The 19,397-nt window shown below is 63.1% G+C and carries 14 protein-coding genes and 1 pseudogene; 5 read left to right on the top strand and 10 right to left on the bottom strand.

The annotated features are described in order from the left end of the window. Positions 1-60: 60 nt before the first annotated feature. Complete coding sequence (locus tag G6N73_RS09700; RefSeq protein WP_165026827.1) at positions 61-2,286, bottom strand: transglycosylase domain-containing protein; 2,226 nt, start codon at positions 2,284-2,286, stop codon at positions 61-63. A gap of 206 nt (positions 2,287-2,492) precedes the next feature. After that, positions 2,493-2,858: a hypothetical protein gene (locus G6N73_RS09695; RefSeq protein ID WP_165026824.1), complete on the bottom strand. Its 366-nt coding sequence runs from the start codon at positions 2,856-2,858 to the stop codon at positions 2,493-2,495. Between the two features lie 224 nt (positions 2,859-3,082). Here G6N73_RS09695 and G6N73_RS37915 point away from each other — a divergent pair, with 224 nt between their 5' ends. Continuing rightward, positions 3,083-3,217, top strand: a complete 135-nt coding sequence (locus G6N73_RS37915; protein ID WP_281352865.1) for a hypothetical protein — start codon at positions 3,083-3,085, stop codon at positions 3,215-3,217. Positions 3,218-3,293: 76 nt separating this feature from the next. Here G6N73_RS37915 and G6N73_RS09690 read toward each other — a convergent pair whose 3' ends face one another. The 6 genes and pseudogenes from G6N73_RS09690 to G6N73_RS09665 all read right to left on the bottom strand — a co-directional run bounded on the left by G6N73_RS09690 (position 3,294) and on the right by G6N73_RS09665 (position 8,859). Next, positions 3,294-5,516, bottom strand: a complete 2,223-nt coding sequence (locus G6N73_RS09690) for a calcium-binding protein (protein ID WP_165026822.1) — start codon at positions 5,514-5,516, stop codon at positions 3,294-3,296. Beyond that, entirely contained in the window at positions 5,464-6,075 is a 612-nt protein-coding gene (locus tag G6N73_RS38545) for an IS5 family transposase (protein WP_425484068.1), read from the bottom strand. Before G6N73_RS38545 ends, G6N73_RS09690 begins: the two co-directional genes overlap by 53 nt. Continuing rightward, positions 6,075-6,233, bottom strand: a pseudogene (locus G6N73_RS38540) (transposase); the annotation flags it as partial. The gene G6N73_RS38545 and the pseudogene G6N73_RS38540, both read right to left, overlap by 1 nt. 45 nt (positions 6,234-6,278) lie before the next feature. Next, on the bottom strand, positions 6,279-6,581 hold the full coding sequence (locus tag G6N73_RS09675; protein ID WP_165026816.1) for a hypothetical protein: 303 nt from the start codon (positions 6,579-6,581) through the stop codon (positions 6,279-6,281). Positions 6,582-6,845: 264 nt separating this feature from the next. Further along, on the bottom strand, positions 6,846-7,463 hold the full coding sequence (locus tag G6N73_RS09670) for a ribonuclease D (RefSeq protein ID WP_165026814.1): 618 nt from the start codon (positions 7,461-7,463) through the stop codon (positions 6,846-6,848). Positions 7,464-7,470: 7 nt separating this feature from the next. Continuing rightward, positions 7,471-8,859 (bottom strand): M20/M25/M40 family metallo-hydrolase, encoded by a 1,389-nt coding sequence (locus G6N73_RS09665; RefSeq protein WP_165026812.1) that lies wholly within the window; start codon positions 8,857-8,859, stop codon positions 7,471-7,473. A 401-nt stretch (positions 8,860-9,260) separates the two neighbouring features. On the opposite strand from G6N73_RS09665, the gene polA reads away from it, so the two are divergent. Next, positions 9,261-12,215 carry a DNA polymerase I gene (gene polA / locus G6N73_RS09660; protein ID WP_165026810.1) on the top strand — a complete coding sequence of 985 codons (2,955 nt, stop codon included), beginning with the start codon at positions 9,261-9,263 and terminating at the stop codon, positions 12,213-12,215. A gap of 173 nt (positions 12,216-12,388) precedes the next feature. On the opposite strand, the gene G6N73_RS09655 is transcribed toward polA, so the two are convergent. Together G6N73_RS09655 and ligD are read right to left on the bottom strand one after the other, a co-directional pair. Next, positions 12,389-12,793: a Fur family transcriptional regulator gene (locus G6N73_RS09655; RefSeq protein WP_165026808.1), complete on the bottom strand. Its 405-nt coding sequence runs from the start codon at positions 12,791-12,793 to the stop codon at positions 12,389-12,391. Positions 12,794-12,945: 152 nt separating this feature from the next. Continuing rightward, positions 12,946-15,609 carry a DNA ligase D gene (ligD, locus tag G6N73_RS09650; protein WP_165026806.1) on the bottom strand — a complete coding sequence of 888 codons (2,664 nt, stop codon included), beginning with the start codon at positions 15,607-15,609 and terminating at the stop codon, positions 12,946-12,948. An 89-nt stretch (positions 15,610-15,698) separates the two neighbouring features. Here ligD and G6N73_RS09645 point away from each other — a divergent pair, with 89 nt between their 5' ends. From G6N73_RS09645 to G6N73_RS09635, 3 genes are all read left to right on the top strand, one after another. Continuing rightward, positions 15,699-16,022 (top strand): hypothetical protein, encoded by a 324-nt coding sequence (locus G6N73_RS09645; protein WP_165026804.1) that lies wholly within the window; start codon positions 15,699-15,701, stop codon positions 16,020-16,022. Then, the gene (locus G6N73_RS09640; protein ID WP_165026802.1) at positions 15,991-17,073 is read left to right on the top strand and encodes a glycosyltransferase family 4 protein; all 1,083 of its coding nucleotides are present in this window, start codon (positions 15,991-15,993) and stop codon (positions 17,071-17,073) included. Before G6N73_RS09645 ends, G6N73_RS09640 begins: the two co-directional genes overlap by 32 nt. A gap of 67 nt (positions 17,074-17,140) precedes the next feature. Beyond that, positions 17,141-19,309: an amylo-alpha-1,6-glucosidase gene (locus G6N73_RS09635; RefSeq protein WP_165026800.1), complete on the top strand. Its 2,169-nt coding sequence runs from the start codon at positions 17,141-17,143 to the stop codon at positions 19,307-19,309. Positions 19,310-19,397 lie beyond the last annotated feature (88 nt).

Here is a 19,397-nt window from a genome sequence, read left to right as displayed (position 1 = left end):
AATCTCCAGCCCGCTATGTAACCGAACGCCAGGCCGGTGGCGAGGGGGCGATTCCTGGACTCAGTTACCTAGGATGATGTCGAGGATGGAAGTCTGGCGCTTTATCGCGGGACCGCCGACATCGGCAGGGGGCACCGGGCGTTGGATCGAAGCGGTGGGCGCATCCTGGCGCGGCAGCTCGAAGCCGCCCGCCGCCTCCACCGTCTCGACAACGCGCTTCTGACGGGCCGCCTGGGTGGCTGGCTTGTCCGCCCCGGAGATCGCCTCGGAAACGGCGTCTTCGAAGCCGGGCGTCGTCGCCGGTGTGGGGGTCCATGAGCCGGGCAGGCGCGCCACCGGCACGCCCTCATGCGCCGCCACCATGAATTCATGCCACGCCTGCGCCGGCAGGGCGCCGCCGGTGACTTTTTTCATCGGGGCGTCGTCGTCGTTGCCGAACCAGACGCCGGTGGTCAGATTGGCGGTATAACCGACGAACCAGGCGTCGCGCGACTTCTGGCTGGTGCCGGTCTTGCCGGCGGCCGGCCAGGCAAAACCGGCCTTGGTGGCGGTGCCGGTCTCGACCGTCCCGGTCATCATCGAATTCATCATACCGACGATCTCGGGCCGGATGACTCGCGGCGCGGAGCCGCCAGTGTTTTCGTAAAGCACCTCGCCGGAGGTCGTGGTGACCCGCCGGATGAAGTGGACTTCCGGGCGGTAGCCGCCATTGGCGAAGGGAACATAGGCCGCCGTCAGCTCAAGCGGCGTCACTTCGGAGGTGCCGAGCGCGATCGAGGTGTTGGCCTGGAGCTCGGATTCGATGCCCATGCGGTGGGCAGCCTCGACGACCGCTTCCGGGCCAACCTCCATGGTGAGCTGGGCCGCGACGGAGTTCAGCGACTTGGCCAACGCGGTCGCCAGCGTGACCTTGCCGAAATACTTGCCGTTGTAGTTTTCCGGCGTCCATTTGCCGATCCTGATCGGCGCGTCGGTGCGCACGCTGGCCGGGGTGCGGCCCTGTTCGAGCGCGGCCAGGAAGACGAAGGGCTTGAAGGCCGAGCCGGGCTGGCGGCGCGCCTCGGAGGCGCGGTCGAACTGGCTGTTGGCGTAGTCGTAGCCGCCGACCATGGCGCGCACCGCGCCCGAATTGTCGATCGAGACCAGAGCGCCCTGGCTGACGTTCAGCTTGTCGCCATTCTCCGCGATCAGCCGGCGGATGGATTTTTCGGCGATATCCTGCAGCGTCAGGTCGACGGTGCTATCGACGATGATATCGGCGCGGACATCACCGATCAGGCCAGGCAGTTCCTCCATGATGCGGTCGGCGACGTAGTGCTCCGAGCCGGTCCAATAGGCGGTAGCGCGGGTCGCCGGCGCACTCATCGCGACGGTGAGTTCCTTCTCTCCGATCATGCCCTCGCCGCGCATCGCCGCCAGCACCAGCTGAGCGCGGCCTTCGGCGGCCTTGGGGTCGCGCGCCGGCGACAGCCGCGACGGCGCCTTCAGGAGGCCTGCGAGAAGTGCTGCCTCCGATAGCGTCACGTCGCGCGCGGATTTGCCGAAATAGCGGCGCGAGGCCGCCTCCACGCCATAGGAGCCGGAGCCGAAATAGACCCGGTTCAGATACATTTCGAGAATCTGATCCTTGGTGTGCTTGTGCTCCAGCCAGAACGCCAGAAGCACCTCCTGCACCTTGCGCTCGATCGTCCGGTCGGGCTTCAGGAACAGGTTCTTCGCGAGCTGCTGCGTCAGCGTCGACCCCCCCTGCGAGAAGCGGCCATTCGTTATGTTCTCGAACATGGCCCGCGCCAGGCCGATCGGATCGATGCCGAAATGCGAATAGAAGCGGCGATCCTCAATCGCCATGACCGCCTGCGGAATATAGGGCGACATTTCGTGCAGGCCGACCGCTTCGCCGCCGGTCATGCCGCGATTGGCGACAAGCTTGCCGTCGACGGAAACGATCTTGATGTTGGGCGAGCGGTCGGGAATGGCCCAGGTCGTGGCGCTCGGCATCTTGGCGCCATACCAGGCGACTGTGCCGGCGGCGGCGATGCCGCCCCAGAGCGCCAGCACGAAGCACCAGTAGAACAGCCTCGCGAATCCGCCGAACAGCCCGCGCCGCTTGCGCGCCCGGCCGCGTGTGCGTTTTTCGGATCTGCTTTCGGATCTGCGCTTGGCCGCAGGCTTGCGCTGGCGCGGCAGGACGCGATCGTCCTCGTTCACCGAAAGGCCTGCCGAGGATTTTGCGCGCGCCGGACCGTCAAAGGTCGGTTCGATGCGCGTCTTGTTTCGGTTCGCCATGCCGTCCCGCTGTGTCCGTCCCGTTAGCGACGCCAACTGGACAGTAAATGCGGCGATTTAAGGGGGCGTTAAGCCGGCTTGGGCGTTCGATCCGGCAAAACGGTCCGGCGCGGAGAAGCGCTGGAATTCACAACGGCAGTTGCGATCCCGCAGCAAAGAAAAGCCCGCCCGTCAGCCGGGCGGGCTTTTTCTCGCTTCATGTACCGTTACATCCCATTGATGGCCCGGCACAGATCCGTGAACCTCACGTCATCGTTTTTGTCGCAGGCCACTTCCAGGCTGGTCCTCTCGGTCACAGGCAAGGCCAGGTATGCGGTCCTGATCTCTGCTTCGGGACGCAGGGTGGTCAACCCTTCATCCACATAGAACCGATGAATGTTGGGCCCTTCGAGATAGGTGGTGGCATCGGTTATGCCGCCGCCGCGATCGGCGTCGGTTCCGAGCGGGTCCGGCTGGGTGGCCCCGGTCTCCTGGGCGAAGGCCGCTCCGGAGAGCGAGAGGATGACGGAGAATGCCGTGGCTAGAAGAATTTTCATGGCGTTTTCCTTCCTGATATCGATTTCACCGGTCATCCGGTGACCCTCGGGTCTCCAACAGCAGCGCCGATGAAAGGTTCCGTATTCCAGCCGAGGCGAAAAGCGCGCGTTTCGGCCTGAAACCGGCGGGATTTCCGTCATTGCAAGCAGCAAAACCGCGTTTTTCACGCAGGTTTGATCAGCACGCATCCAGGTCCTGCGCGGGGAACGAAATCGCGTCGCCAAGATTTTTTCAACAAACCACTTCAGGGAGACAGCCGATGAAGCGCATTCTTTTCGCCCTTGCGGCTTACGCATTCTACAGATGGTGGAACAGCGAGCCCGAGCAGCCCGCCGCACCCTCGGCGCCGCCGAAACAAACGCCACCGCGCCGCCAACCGGTCAATCCGGGCTGAGTGCGCCCGCCTCAGCTGTGGGCGAAGATGTCTTCTTGAGTGCGATTGACGTGACGCAGGTCGATGGTTGGCTACTTCAGACGATGAAATCGGTACCGGTCATGAAGTTCGTGCCGGCGACCAGTATCTGCATGTCGGCGGTCGAATCGCCGTTCAAGTCGGCGTTGATGATGACGTTCCCGCTGTAGTTGGTGTAACGAAGCTGGCCGGCCACGCCGGAGAAAGCCGCGCTGCCGATGAAGGAGAACGCCTGATTGCCGGCGGCGAGCGTGTTCGCGTCGATGGTCGCAAGGTCGATACAATCGAAGCCGTGGCTGAAGCCGCCAACGATGGAGTCGCGAAGCGCCGGTCCGGCCGGACTGTCGGAAACGAGGTCGAAATCGAAGGTATCGTTTCCCGTGCCACCGTTGAGGATGTCGCTGCCGGCGCCGCCGACCAGCCGGTCATTGCCGCTGCCTCCGGTCAGCGTGTCGTTGCCGGCGCCGCCAACCATGTAGTCGTTGCCAGCGCCTCCGTTCAAGAGATTGTTGCCCGCATTGCCGACCAGCGTGTTGTTGAGCGTGTTTCCGGCGCCGTTCAGATTGCCCGCGCCCTGCAGCTCGAGCCGCTCGACATTGTTGGCAAGCGTCCAGTTGACGAAGGAACGCACCGTATCGGTGCCGCCGCCGGCATTCTCGACGGTGCTGTCCCCCGCCAAATCGACAACGAATATGTCATTTCCGGCGCCACCAACCATATAGTCGTTGCCAGCGCCGCCGTTGAGGAGATTGTTGCCAGAATTGCCGACCAGCGTGTTGTTGAGCGTGTTTCCGGCGCCGTTCAGATTGCCCGCCCCCTGAAGCTCGAGCCGCTCGACATTGCCGCCGAGAGTCCAGTTGACATAGCTGCGAACGGTGTCGGTCCCGCCGTCGGTATTCTCGACCGTACTGTCCCCCGCCAAATCGACAACGAATATGTCATTCCCGGCGCCGCCGACCATGTAGTCGTTGCCGGCGCCGCCATTCAGGAGGTTGTTGCCCGCATTGCCGACCAGCGTATTGTTGAGCGTGTTTCCGGCACCGTTCAGATTGCCCGCCCCCTGAAGCTCGAGCCGCTCGACATTGCCGCCGAGAGTCCAGTTGACATAGCTGCGAACGGTGTCGGTCCCGCCGTCGGCTTCCTCGACTATAATGTCGCCGGCGTTGTCGACGTAGTAGATGTCGTTGCCGCCGAGACCTCGCATCGTGTCAGACCCGCCGCCGCCATTGATGACGTTGGCGCCGGCATTGCCGATGATCTGCTGGCTGAACGTGTTGCCGGTCAGGCTAATTGCATCCGCTCCAACCTCGTTGGTGGTGACTAAAAGTTCCACTTCCGTGCCCACCGCAAGTGCGTAGCTGATCGAGGTTAGCACCCGGTCCGAGCCGCCTCCCGCGCCTTCGAAAATTTGGTCTCCAGCATGGTCGATATAATAACTGTCGTTCCCGGCGCCTCCGGTCAATTGGTCAGCACCGCTGGCGCCGTCGAGCCTGTCCGCCCCGCCACCACCATTCAGCGTGTCGTTACCTTGCCCTCCCCGAAGAACATCCCCATTGGCTGTGCCAGTAATCACATAAGCGCTCGCAGACGAAGAACCGAACACATTTACAGAATACATCCCATTCACTTTTGTAGAAAAGTCTACGGTGCCCCCGTCATTCAATCTGATTTCCATTTGACCGGCCGCAAAATATACAGGGACAATCGAAGTGAAGGAATTTATCTGAGATGCGGTGGCAGCCGAAAGGTAACCTCCGAATAGATTTAGTATTTCCACGTTTACTAAGACCAGAGAACTGTCAAACGCCGAGACTTCGACTGTGTCCGTTCCCACGCCTCCATCGACTGTACCGCCAGTGCGTAATATGAAGCGGTCGTCTCCCGCGCCGCCATTTCGTATGTCCGCGCCCCCGGAGTCGCGAATCACGTCGGAACCTTCGCCCCCGTTCAGCGTGTCGTTATAATTCGATCCACTGAGTACGTCGTCATTTTCGGTACCGATAATTGTAACGCCGGCACTAGAGTAATTGGCGTCAACGTCAATGGAAGAGCCTGTTTCGATGCGCGTCGAAAAATCAATCGTGCCGCCATCCCCCGCTATATAGAAACTGAGTTGCGGGAGGGCCGTCACGGAGTTGATGATCGAAGCGAAGGAGGAAAGTTGCGATATGGTGGCAAAAATCCTGTAGTCGCTCGATGCTTCCTTGAAATCTAGAATTTCCACATTGCTAGGCGGTGTGGACGGATTTGAGCAAGATGAAGCCGGCAGCGAGAGCGACAAAGGATGCGAAGTTGCGCTTTGTTTTCTCGCAGCGCAGGGCGATGCGTTTGAAGCGTTTGATTTTTCCGACGGCCTGCTCGATGCGGGCACGGCCCTTGTAGAGCGTTTTGGCGAAGAAGGCCGGCCTGTCCTTTTCATTGACCTTGTGCGGGATAACGGGAATAGCGCCGCGCTCCCGCGCCGCTTGCCGATTGGCCTTGCTGGCGTAACCCTTGTCGCCGATTGCCGCGCGCGGATCGACATCCGGGCCGAGCCCGAGCAGGATGGGGAAGTGCGGTGCATCGCCTTTCTCGCCTCCGGTCAGATCGAAGGCGATAGGATGGCCGTCGAAATCTGTCTTCAGATGGATTTTGGTCGAGAAGCCGCCGCGCGAACGGCCGAGCGCCTGGTCCTTCTGCCCCCTTTTGCACCGGCTGCCGAGACATGGGCACGGACGACAGTCGAGTCGAACATCTGCACCAGATGCGCAGACGAGCTGAGCGCGGCGAGGTGGTCGAAGAAGGTCTCGAAGACGCAGGCTTTGCTCAGCCGGTCGAACCGCTTCCACACGCTGTTCCATTTACCGAAACGTTCCGGCAGCGCGCGCCAGGTGATGTTGTGAACCGAGAAATAGTGCAGGGCTTCCAGAACCAGCCGGTCGTTCCGGCCCTTCGCCCCGCGCCGCGGTAGCGAAGCGCGGAACACCTCCAGCGCGTTCGCCCAATCCGTATCCGTCATCTTCGTAGACATCACCGACCTCCAAATCAGTCGGCAATCCATGAATCAGATTGAATCCGTTCGCGGAATACTCAATCGGAGACCTGAGTCAATTCGTCCACACCGTCTAAATGCCATTGAGCCGAGCGAACGCTCATCATGCAAGGTGACGCTATCGGTGCCTGCCCCCCCATCGATCGAGCCCCCGTTAACGAAGAGACCGGCGCCAATAATGAAATTGTCGTTTCCCCCGCCCCCATCGAGCGTATCGTTCCCGCCAGTCACGCCGTTGAAGACGCCATCGAACGTGTCATCACCCTCCGTGCCGGTCAGAACATCGTTGCCCGCTGTCAAATTGTAAGTCGCCATAAGTCCCCCTGCTCATTGCGCCAGCGCAACGGCCTTCTGGATTTCACCATCTGGTATTTACGATGCCGGCGTGCGGAGGCACCCGACGCGCTCCTCGAACTGCTACTGAATGGAGTGCGTCAATCCTGCAGGATGACATGCCGGTCGGAACCCACTCCCCCGAGGAGAAGGTTTTCCAATCTTTCCCCTGCGTGTCAATCCACTACGCTGGGTTGAGTTACGGAATTTGCTGTGCGACCAACGGGCGCCGTAGGCCGCACATCCTCAGCTGTGCGCGAAGATGTCTTCCTCGTCCCATCCGAGAAGATCGAGCTTGGAGCGCGTCGGCAGGAAGCGGAAGCAGGCCTCGGCTTCCTCGGTGCGGTTTTCCCGCGCGAGCCTTGCCGCCAGCACGTCGCGCAGCCGGTGGAGGTAGAGCACATCCGACGCCGCATATTCGAGCTGCTCCTGAGACAGCGTCTCGGCGGCCCAGTCGGAGGATTGCTGCGCCTTGGAGAGGTTCACGCCGATCAGTTCGGCGCAGATATCCTTGAGCCCGTGGCGGTCGGTATAGGTGCGGGTCAGGCGCGAGGCGATCTTGGTGCAGAACACCGGCTCGGCCATGGCGCCGAAGGCATGGTAGAGCACGGCAATGTCAAAACGGCCGTAGTGGAAAAGTTTCGTGATTTTCGCATCCCGCAGGAGGGCGACCAGATTGGGCGCCTGGGTCTGGCCGGGCGCGATCTGGATCACGTCGGCCGTGCCGTCGCCCGGTGAGATCTGCACGACGCAAAGGCGGTCGCGGTGTGGCTTGAGGCCCAGCGTCTCGGTGTCGATGGCGACGGCGTCGACCTCGTAATGCGTGAGGTCAGGCAGGTCGTTTCTATGGAAGCGGATGGTCATGAGGGCCTCACCGGGTCAGCGCGTCGAGGATGCGGGCCCAGGAGCGCTGGCCCTTGTGGAAGGAGGACAGGTCGTATTTCTCGTTGGGCGAGTGGATGCGGTCGTCGACGAGCGCAAAGCCGGCGAGCAGCGATTCCATGCCGAGATATTTCTGGAAATCGCCGACGATCGGGATGGAGCCGCCCATGGCGATCATCACCGCCGGCTTTCCCCATTCGTCGGACAGCGCCGCCTTGGCCTTTGTCAGGAACGGCGCATCGTAGGAAAGCTGGATCGCCGGCGAGCCGCCATGCTCATGGAACTCGACGGAACAGTCGGCGGGAATGCGCTCGCGGACGAAGGCGCGCAGCGCTTCGCGAATCTTCTTCGGATCCTGCTTGTGGACCAGGCGGCAGGAGATTTTTGCCGATGCCTGCGAGGCGATGACCGTCTTGAAGCCCTTGCCGGTGTAGCCGCCGGTGATGCCGTTGAACTCACAGGTCGGCCTGGCCCAGGTGAGTTCGAGCACCGAGCGGCCCTTCTCGCCGGACGGGATCGACAGGCCGACCTCGCCGAGGAAGCTTTCGGCGGTTTCGCCCAGCGCTTCCCAGGATTTCAGGATCTGCGACGGCGTCTCCTCGACGCCTTCGTAGAAGCCGGGGATGGTGACGCGGCCAGTCTCGTCGTGCATGTCGGCCAGTACTTTGGCCAGGATGCGGATCGGGTTGGCCGCCGCACCGCCGAACTCGCCCGAATGCAGGTCGCGGTCGGCCGCATGGACCGTGATCTCCTCGCCGACAAGGCCGCGCAGGCCGATGCAGAGCGCAGGCGTCTCGCGGTCCCACATCGAGGTGTCGCAGACCATGGCGAAATCAGCCTTCAGCTCCGCCGCATTGGCTTCCAGGAACGGTTTTAGCGAGAAGGAGCCCGATTCCTCCTCGCCCTCGAACAGGATGGAGACCTTGCAGGGCAACTTGCCGTGGACTTGCTTGTATGCGCGGCACGCCTCGACGAAGAGCATCAGCTGGCCCTTGTCGTCGGAGGAGCCGCGGCCGGTGATGATTTTGCGGCCGCCGCCGATATCCTTCAGCGCCGGGTCAAAGGGGTCGCTCTCCCAAAGCTCGAGTGGATCAACGGGCTGGACATCATAATGGCCGTAGAAAAGCAAGTGCGGCGCATCCGGCGTCGGCCCGTCGTGATGCGCGACCACCATGGGGTGGCCGGGCGTGGCGCGGACGCTGGCGTCGAAGCCAATCGAGGTCAGCTCCGCGACCAGCCATTCGGCGGCGCGGCGGCATTCGGAGGCATAGGCCGGATCGGTGGAGATCGACTTGATGCGGAGCAGGCCGAACAGGCGCTCCACACTCTGGTCGAGGTTCTGGTCGAGACGGTCGAGGACGGGTGGAAGAGCCAGCATTTCAAAGCCTTTCGAATCTGCGGCGCACCCTAATGGGTCGCAACGGCCGCGAAAAGCCCGGAAAGATTGGTGCAGCCCTTGCCGGCGGGCAAAAAAAATGCCGCCGTGGCGGAGGGGGAGACCACGGCGGCGGTACTTCAAAATGGAGCGGCAGCCCGGAGAGGGGGGATTAGGCTGCCGCTGTGTCCGGGCTAGGCGGGGGACGGGCCATACTCCGGACTCGGCAAAAAACGCCGATGACAATCATTTGGAAACCGGAAAGTGGTGATTCAAGGGCAACAACATTACAGTTTTGTAACAAACGCGTGATCGATCCGGAATGTCAGTTGGCCAGCGCCGGACGGCTGCTTCCGGATGTTTGGAAGTGGACAGGGTTTGCCCTCCACGCTATCGCTTTCGCCATGAAAAAAGGCGATCACCTCTTCCTCGTAGACGGCTCCGGCTACATCTTTCGAGCCTACCACGCACTCCCTCCATTGAACCGCAAATCGGACGGGCTGCCGATCGGCGCCGTGCTGGGCTTCTGCAACATGGTCTGGAAGCTCACCCAGGACGCGCGCAACACCGATGTAGGCATCGTGCCGACGCATTTTGCCGTGATCTTCGATTATTCCTCCAAAACCTTCCGCAACGAACTCTATGCCGAATACAAGGCGAACCGCACGGCGCCGCCGGAAGACCTCATCCCGCAATTCGGCCTGATCCGCCAGGCCACGCGGGCCTTCAACTTGCCCTGCATCGAGATGGACGGCTTCGAGGCGGACGACCTGATCGCCACCTATGCGCGGCTGGCTTGCGACGTGGGCGCCGACACGACCATCATCTCCTCCGACAAGGATCTGATGCAACTGGTCGGCCCGACCGTGTCGATGTACGACCCGATGAAGGACCGCCAGATCGGCGTTCCCGAAGTGATAGAGAAATGGGGCGTGCCGCCCGAAAAGATGATCGACCTACAGGCGCTGACCGGCGATTCGATCGACAATGTGCCGGGCGTGCCGGGCATTGGACCCAAGACGGCGGCCCAGCTGATCGAGCAGTTCGGCGACCTCGACACGCTGCTCGCTCGCGCAAGCGAAATCAAACAGGACAAGCGCCGCCAGTCGATCATCGACAATGCCGAGAAGGCGCGGATTTCGCGCGAGCTGGTGCGGCTGAAGAACGACGTGCCCCTGGTCGACGGCCTGGACGATTTCGCGCTGCAGCCGCCGAACGGGCCGAAGCTGATTTCGTTTCTCAAGGCGCTGGAATTCTCCTCGCTCACTCGCCGCGTCGCCGAGGCCACCGGGGCGGAACCGAACGAGATCGAGGCGACTCGAATCACCGTGCAGACCGGCGCGGAGGCGCACGGGCCGGATCTGGATGCCTTGGTTTCTGGATCTCTTGAGGGAGAAGCGCGTGCGCAGCGGCCAGAGGGCACGCAACCTTCGGTGACCCCCTCGAGGGCGGAGGGTGCAACTCCAGCCACGCTTGCCAAATCGCGCGCCGAGGCCGCCGTCGCGGCCAAGATCGATCGCTCGAAATACGAATGCATCCGCGATATCGCCACCCTGCAGGCCTGGGTCGCCGAGGCGCGCGAGGCGGGCACCGTCGCCTTCCGCACCGAAACCACCTCGCTTGACCCGATGCTGGCCGAACTGGTCGGCTTTTCGCTCGCCATCCGGCCGGGACGCGCTGCCTATGTGCCGATCGCGCATCGCTCCAGCGAAGGCGACCTGCTCGGCGGCGGCCGGTCGCCGAACCAGGTCTCCTTCGACGAGGCTCTGGCGGCAATCGGGCCGCTGCTCATCGACCCGTCGGTGCTCAAGATCGGCCACAACGTCAAATATGACTGGCTGCTGCTGCACCGGTTGGGCCTAGATATCGCGCCGTTCGACGACACGATGCTGATTTCCTATGTGCTCGATGCCGGGAACGGCAGCCATGCTTTCGAAACATTGGCGGAGCGCTGGCTGGGCCATGCCGTGATTCCGTTCAAGGATGTGGTCGGCTCCGGCCGTAACCTCGTCACCTTCGATTTCGTCGAGATCGAGCGGGCGACGACCTATGCGACGGAAGGCTCCGATCTCGCTATGCGGCTGTGGCGCGTGCTGAAGCCGCGTCTCGTCGCCAACGGCCTTACATCGGTCTATGAGCGGCTGGAGCGGCCGCTGGTACCCGTATTGGCGCGGATGGAAGGGCGCGGCATCTCGGTCGACCGCCAGATGCTCAGCCGGCTTTCGGGCGAGCTGGCGCAGCGCGCGGCAGCCCTCGAGGACGAGATCTACACGGTCGCCGGCGAGCGCTTCACCATCGGTTCGCCGAAACAGCTCGGCGACATATTGTTCGGCCGCATGGGCCTTCCCGGAGGCTCGAAGACCAAATCGGGCCAATGGTCGACCACAGCCCAGATCCTCGAGGAACTGGCCGCCGAAGGCTACGAACTGCCGCGCAAGATCGTCGACTGGCGGCAGCTGACGAAGCTGAAGTCGACCTATACCGACGCCCTGCCCGACTATATCCACCCCGAAACCAAGCGCGTCCACACCTCCTACGCCCTCGCCTCGACCCCGACCGGACGCATCTCCTCGTCCGAGCCCAATCTGCAGAACATCCCTATCCGCACGGCAGAAGGCCGCCGGATCAGGACGGCCTTCATCGCCGAGAAGGGCAACAAGCTGATCTCGGCAGACTACAGCCAGATCGAGCTTCGGGTGCTCGCCCACATAGCTGATATCCCGCAACTCACGCAGGCTTTTGCCGACGGTGTCGATATCCATGCGATGACGGCGTCCGAGATGTTCGGCGTGCCGGTCGAGGGCATGCCTTCGGAGGTACGCCGCCGCGCCAAGGCGATCAATTTCGGCATCATTTACGGCATCTCGGCCTTCGGCCTCGCCAACCAGCTGTCGATCCCCCGCGAGGAGGCCGGCGATTACATCAAACGCTATTTCGAACGCTTTCCCGGCATTCGCGACTATATGGAGCAGACGAAGGCCTCCTGCCGCGACAAGGGCTATGTGGAGACAATCTTCGGCCGGCGGGCGCACTACCCCGAAATCCGCTCGTCAAACCCGCAGCACCGCGCCTTCAACGAACGTGCCGCGATCAACGCGCCGATCCAGGGCTCGGCAGCCGACATCATCCGCCGGGCAATGATCCGCATGGACGCCGCGCTCGCCGAGGCGAAGCTTTCGGCGCGCATGCTGCTTCAGGTGCATGACGAGCTGGTTTTCGAGGCGCCGGAGGAAGAGGTCGAGGCGACGCTGCCGGTGGTGCGCGAAGTGATGGCCGGCGCGGCGATGCCGGCGGTCAATCTGGCCGTGCCGCTACAAGTGGATGCAAGGGCGGCCGACAATTGGGACGAGGCGCATTAGGATTCAGGTGAGGCCGGCCTGCAAATGGCGGCTTTCTCCGCTTCCGGTGCTCACGGACCCAAATGTCCGCTGCGCTCCGGTTCTCGAAATCCACCATTTTTGGTCGCTACGCGCCCTCTTCGATTCCGGCTCGGCCTGACCTGAATCTCAACACACCCTCGGGCGTGAATAGGCTAAGCCGCCACGGCCGCACAAGCCGCACACGTCCCGCGGAATTCGATGACCGCTTTCTTGGCGGCGAAGCCGGTCGAACCGACCCAGGCGTCGAGGCTCTTTCCCACCTTCTCGTCTGAAAACTCGGCCACCTGGCCGCATTTGTCGCAAATGGCGAAAGCGATCATGCGATGGCTGTGGTCGTGCGGCTCGGAACAGGCGACGAAGGCGTTCATGCTTTCGAGGCGGTGCACGAAGCCGGCATTCATCAGCCCGTCGAGCGCGCGATAGACCTGCAGAGGCGCGCGAAAGCCGTTGTCGCGCAACTGGTCGAGCAGCGTATAGGCGCTGAGCGGCCCGGTCGCAGCCTCGAGCTTTTCGAGCACCCGCAACTGGTTTTTCGTCAACGTGTCCCTGCCTGCCATGATGTTTCGGTTCCTTCGGCGCGCCGGCGAATTTTCGCACGGTACGCAAGCGATGTCATTTCTCTCCAGCAAATAGCGATTGACGGCCGGTTTTGCCAGCGGGCGTTGACGCGACACCCGCTGCAGACGCGGCAAACGTTCCGCCGCGAGTGTCAAGCCGCCGCCTTCGCCTTGCCGAGCCGCTTGATGGCCGGCTTCAGCGGCCTTTCACCGTCATTGTAATCCTTCCAGGCGGCGGTCTTGGCGAGCAGCGCCGGCGCGGTGCGCAGCGTGTAGCGCTTGGGGTCGAGGCCCGGCTTCACCACCTCCCAGTTCAGCGGCATCGAGACGGTGGCGCCGGGCCGGGCGCGCGGCGATAGCGGCGCGACAGCCGTCGCCATGCGGTCGTTGCGGAGGTAGTCGAGGAAGATGCGGCCGGTGCGCAGCTTCTTGGCCATGTTGACGAGATAGCGGTCGGGGCTGTCGCGCGCCATCTGCTTGCAGACCTCCTGCGCGAAGGCTTTTGCTTCCTTCCAGTCGGGCACGCCCCTGGCCGGCGCCTTCAGCGGCGTCACCACATGCAGGCCCTTGCCGCCGGTGGTCTTGCAGAATGAGACCATGCCGAGCGCGTCCAGCCGCTCGCGCAGCTCGCGGGCCGCCTCGATGATGGCGGCAAATTCGACTTCCGGTCCCGGATCGAGGTCGAAAACCAGCCGGCCCGGCACTTCCGGCTTTCCGGGTTCGCAATTCCACGGATGCAGTTCTAGCGCGCCGATCTGCGCGACGGCCGCGAGACCCTCGACGCGATCGATCTGCAAATAGGGCTTCTTGTCACCGAAGACCGGCACCAGTTCGAGCAGTTTCGACGTGCCGGGCATTGCATGGCGCTGAAAGAACTGCTCGCCGCCGATGCCGTCCGGCGCGCGGATTATCGAGCATGGACGGCCCCTTATGTGCTCTATCAGCCAGGGCCCGACCGCCTCGAAATACTCTGCGAGGTCAAGCTTGGTGACCGGCTCGCCGTCGCCGGCATCGGGCCACATCTCCTTGTCCGGGTTCGATATCGCGACGCCCATGACCATCGGCTTTCCTCCCTTGCCACGGATTCTGGCAGGCTTTGCGGCTTCCTTGACAGCGGCCTCAGGTTCGGTGACTTGCGTCTGCTCGACGGGCACCGGCGTTTCCGCCCTCACCTCGCGCGCGGGCTTGTCCTCGCGCAATCCCTTGAACGCCGCCTGCCTGATCTGGCCGCCTTCGGTCCATCCAGCGAACTGGATCTCGGCGACCAGTTCGGGCCTGGTCCAGTTGATGTTCGGGGCCTTGGCGGGCGCATTGGCGCCGGTGAAGGGAGATTTGGTCGTCTTCACCGCCTTCAGCTTCGGCAGCAGCTTTTCGACCTTGTCGCGGCCGAAGCCGGTTCCGACGCGGCCGACATGGACGAAATGCCCGTCGTGAAAGACGCCGGCGAGCAGCGAGCGGAACTTGCCGTTGGTCGTCGTCCAGCCGCCGATCACGATTTCCTGACCCTCTCGACTTTTCGCCTTGGTCCAACTCGCGGTCCGCCCGGATTCGTAAGGCGCGCTCGCTTTCTTGGAGATGATGCCTTCCAGGCCGAGACTGCTCGCCGAACGCAGCACCGCCTCGCCATCGCCTTCGAAATGCTCGACGAAGCGGATATGCGGCACGTCATCCGCGCCGTCGGCCAGCAGTTCCTGAAGCCTCGCCTTGCGCTCGGTAAGCGGCAGCGGCCGCAGGTCGTCAGACCCGTCGAACAACAGATCGAAGGCGAAAAACACCAGGTCGCCGGTATCCTGCTCGGACAAAGCGGCCTGAAGCGCGCTGAAATCCGGCCTGCCGGAGCTATCCAGCGCGACGATCTCGCCGTCGATGATGCAATTGGGAAGCGCATCTCCTTCGGCGGCGATCACGCCGAATTTGCCGCTCCAATCGAGGCCCTTCCGCGTCTTCAGCACCGCGCGGCCGTCTTCGACGCGCGATTGCATGCGATAGCCGTCGAACTTGATCTCGTGAAGCCAGTCGGACCCGCTCGGCGCGCGGCTCACGGTTTCGCAAAGTTGCGGCGCAATGAAATCGGGCATGCCGGCCGACTTGCCGCGCTTGCGTGCGACCGGCTTTCGCAGTTCCTGCCTGGGCGAGAGCTTTTCGCCATCGCTCCTGTTGGAGTTCCAGACCGCATCGGGGCTCGTCGCCTCGCCGCCGGCCAGCATGAAGGGTGTCGGCCCTTTACCCTTGCCCTTGGCGATCTCCGCCAAGGTGCGGCCCGAGGCGACCGAACGATCTTCCTTCAAGATGGCCTCGCCGTCACCTTCGCGCGCGAAAGCGTCGCGGTGCTTGATGAGCAGCCAGTTGGTGCGCTTGCCGCCGTCGCGATCGTTCTTCATCCGCACCAGGACCCAGCTGCCATGCAGGCGTTTGCCTTCGAGCGTGAACTTCAGGTCGCCGGATTCCAGCGCCTTCTCCGGCGTCTTGCGCCCTTCGACGCTCCAGTAGCCGCGGTCCCAGAGTTGCACCGTTCCGCCGCCATACTGGCCCTTGGGGATAGTTCCTTCGAAATCGCCATAGGCGAGCGGGTGATCTTCCGTCTCGACTGCCAGGCGCTTGTCATGCGGATCGAGCGAGGGGCCGCGGGTCACCGCCCAGGACTTGAAGACGCCGCCTAGTTCGAGGCGCAGATCGTAATGCAGGCGCGTCGCGGCGTGCTTCTGGATGACGAAGCGGAGACGCGGAGACGGCGACGCTTCCGTCTCGTCGCTCGGCTCGGCGGTCTTGGTGAAGTCGCGTTTCGACCGGTATTTCGAAAGCTTCGTCTCTGCCATCAGGCTCTCCGCAGCGGCTGTCTTCCTGCCGCATGAACTTGACCGAAAAGTCTGCAACTTTTCGCTGCGCGGACCTTCGGTTCGGGATCATGCTCGAACGCACGCGGCCCAGTTTGGTTTCTGGCGTCGATTTGCGCAATGCCGCCATGCAAGCACGAGACAGCCGAAGGAACATAAGTCGAGCCCCGCTGTTCGGCGCCGACGAGATGCGGCCGATCGTCTTCCTCCCCAACTGGCAACGCGTCGCGACCGGCGGCGTCTCGTCGCCCGCCCGGATGCGGCACGCGCCGGGCATGGAACTTTCCCCGCGAAACCGGCTTCTGTATGGTGGGGCGATAAATTGCGCCCTGTGGACAGGATGGATTCCAAAGGAAATGTTTTATGAGAATTGCGCATGTCGCGCCGCTATTTGAAAGCGTGCCTCCGCGTTATTATGGCGGAACCGAACGCATCATCACATACCTCGTCGACGGATTGGTGGAACTCGGACACGAGGTGACGTTGTTTGCCAGCGGCGATTCCAGGACCACCGCGACGCTCGTGCCCGTCAGAGACCAGGCGCTGCGACTCGATCCCTATCCGTTGAAATCGCAAATCGCTGCGCACCTCGCTATGCTGGACGAAGTTCGCCGGCGGGCCGACGAATTCGACATCATCCATTTTCACCTCAGCCACTTTCTGCATTTCCCGTCCTTCCAGGACATGCCCGAACGGACGGTGACGACGCCGCACGGACGGCTCGACTACAAGGATCTTTCCAGCGCCTACCGGCGCTGGCCACGCTTTCCGATGATCTCGATCTCGCACCGCCAGCGCCAGCCGCTGCCAGAGGCCAACTGGGTCGGAACGGTTCACCACGGCCTGCCGCTCGATCTCTACAAGCCGATCCCGCGACGCGAGGCTGAGGGCGGCGGATATCTTGCCTTTCTCGGCAGGCTTTCGCGCGACAAGCGGCCTGACCGGGCCATCGAGATCGCCCGCCGATCCGGCATGAAACTCAGGATCGCGGCCAAGGTCGGGGAGGACGACCGGGCCTATTTCCACGATGAGATCGAGCATCTTATCGACGGCGTTTCGGTCGAATATCTGGGCGAGATCGGCGAGGACCAGAAGGCCGATTTCCTCGGCAATGCCGCAGCGTTGCTTTTTCCGATCGACTGGCCCGAACCGTTCGGGCTGGTGGTGATCGAGGCCATGGCCTTCGGCACGCCGGTGGTCGCCTGGAACTGCGGTGCGATGCACGAGATCATCGACGAAGGCGTGACCGGCCATGTCGTCGATTCCATCGACGAGGCGGTCGCTGCGGTCGGGAGAACCATAAAGTTCGACCGGAATCTGGTGCGGGCGGCGTTCGAGAAGCGCTTCTCGGCAATGCGGATGGCCCGCGACTATGCCGCCATCTACGGGCAACTGCTCGACACAGCGTCTCACGGACGTAGAATTGGGGCGATGGCAGCCCTTTGATTCCCTCTATGGCAAACCGCTGCGAAGCAATCTGCCTCACGGCGCGGACGAAACTGGTTGAACAGCAATGACGATACTCGACGAGCGAAAACTGGATCCGGCCGTCGCTCTGGCGGGGCTCGACGATACCGCCCCGCGCGAGCCGCATAGGCAGTTTGCACTGAAGCATGGCGATTGCTTCGTCGTGGCGGACGCCTATGGCGATATACGCGGCAGCGGCGACGGCCTGTTCCGCGACGACACGCGGGTTTTGTCGCATTTCCGGCTGCTGGTCGGCGAGCGGGTTCCTTCGCTGCTGGGCGCTTCGCTTAGCCAGGACAACATGATTTTCACCGCCAATCTGACCAATCTGCCGCTTACGACGCTTGACGGCGGCGCCACCCCACAGGGCGTCATTTACATCGAGCGCTCGCGCCTCCTGTGGGAGGACCGGATGTTCGAGCGCATCAAGCTCTCTAACTACAGCGAACGCGAGGCGCTGGTGCCTCTGACGCTGCGCTTCGCCGCCGATTTCCGCGACATGTTCGAAGTGCGCGGCTCGATCCGCAGCAGGCGCGGCCGGGCCTACGACGTGGAAACGACGGAAGACAGCGTCAGCATGCGCTACGAGGGGCTCGACAAACTCGACCGCCACTCGACCATCGCGTTTTCGGTGCGGCCTGACCGCATCCTTGCCGACCGCGCCGATTTCACAATGCGCCTGTCGAAACGTGGCAGCGAAACGCTGTTCATCGAGGTGGGCGCCGACAGGCCTGCCCCGCCGAGCCGCGAAAGATATCGGGCGGCGGCGGCGCGGGCGCGCTTCGGTATGCGCGCCAAGCGACGCCACGGCGCAACTGTGTTCAGTTCCGGCCGCGTGTTCAATGACTGGCTGTCTCGGGCGAGGGCAGACATTGCGCTGCTCACCACCGACCTGCCGACCGGACCCTACCCCTATGCGGGCATCCCCTGGTTCTCGACCGCCTTCGGCCGCGACGGCGTGATCTCGGCGCTGCAGATGCTGTGGCTCAATCCGGGGCTGGCGCGGGGCGTGCTGTCGTTTCTGGCGCAGCACCAGGCGACGGAAACCTCGCCCTTCAGCGACTCGCAACCGGGCAAGATCATGCACGAAACCCGCAAAGGCGAGATGGCGGTGCTGCGCGAACTGCCGTTCGGGCGCTACTACGGCGGGGTCGATACGACGCCGCTCTACATCTACCTGGCCTGCGCCTACGCGACGCGCACCGGCGACATGGAATTCATCAACTCCCTCTGGCCTTCGCTTTGCGCTGCCGCAGGCTGGATGGAGGAGGCCAGCCAGCAAAACGGCAGCGGATTTGTCGCCTACCAGAGAGCCGCTGAATCCGGGCTGTCCAACCAGGGCTGGAAGGATAGCTTCGATTCCGTCTTTCATGCCGACGGCACGATTCCGAAAGGCCCGATCGCGCTCGTGGAAGTGCAGGGCTACGTCTATGCCGCCTATCGAGGCCTCGCCGAACTCGCTTTGCTGCGCGAGGACGCCGGCAGGGCGGTGCACTGGACCGAATGCGCAGAAACCATGCGAAAAAACGTGGAAGAACATTTCTGGATGGATGACCGGGAGTTCTATGCCCTGGCGCTCGACGGCGACGGGCGTCCCTGCGAGGTCAGGACGTCGAATGCCGGACACCTGCTTTTCGTCGGCCTGCCATCGCCGGAGCGGGCACAGCGGGTCGGCGACCAACTGCTGTCGGCGTCGTTCCATTCAGGCTGGGGCGTGCGCACGCTCGCCGACGATGAGATCCTCTTCAACCCGATGTCCTATCACAACGGCTCGATCTGGCCGCACGACACCGCTATATGCGCAGCCGGGCTGGCGCGCTACGGGGTCCGCGACAGCCTGGTCAGGCTGCTGAGCGGCACTTTCGAGGCGGCGGTGCATTTCAACATGCGGCTGCCGGAGCTGTTTTGCGGCTTCACCCGCCAGCCCGGTGAAGCACCGATCGCCTATCCCGTCGCCTGCCTGCCGCAGGCGTGGTCGTCGGGATCGGTGTTCATGCTGATGCAGGCCTGCCTCGGCCTGGAGATCGACGGGCTGAAAGGCGAAATCCAGGTTACCCGGCCGCGCCTGCCGATCGGCATCGACCATCTCACCATACGCCGGCTGAGCGTCGGCGCGGCCGAGGTGGACCTGTCGTTCCAGCGCGTCGGCGACCGCGTGGTGGCTTATCTGGACACGCGCCATGAGGGGCTGGCGCCGCTGATCGTGCGTTCCTGACCAGGAGATCGCGAAGGGCGATTTTTTCCGGAACGGATCGATGCCCCGGGAGTTCCCCTCCAGACAGGATGCGGCGGGCCGGCTTTGG

Origin of the sequence: Allomesorhizobium camelthorni, from assembly GCF_011045125.1 — a bacterium.
GTDB classification, from domain to species: Bacteria; Pseudomonadota; Alphaproteobacteria; order Rhizobiales; family Rhizobiaceae; genus Allomesorhizobium; species Allomesorhizobium camelthorni.
Note: the sequence above shows the minus strand (reverse complement) of the source record. Positions and strands in the feature narration are given on the sequence as shown.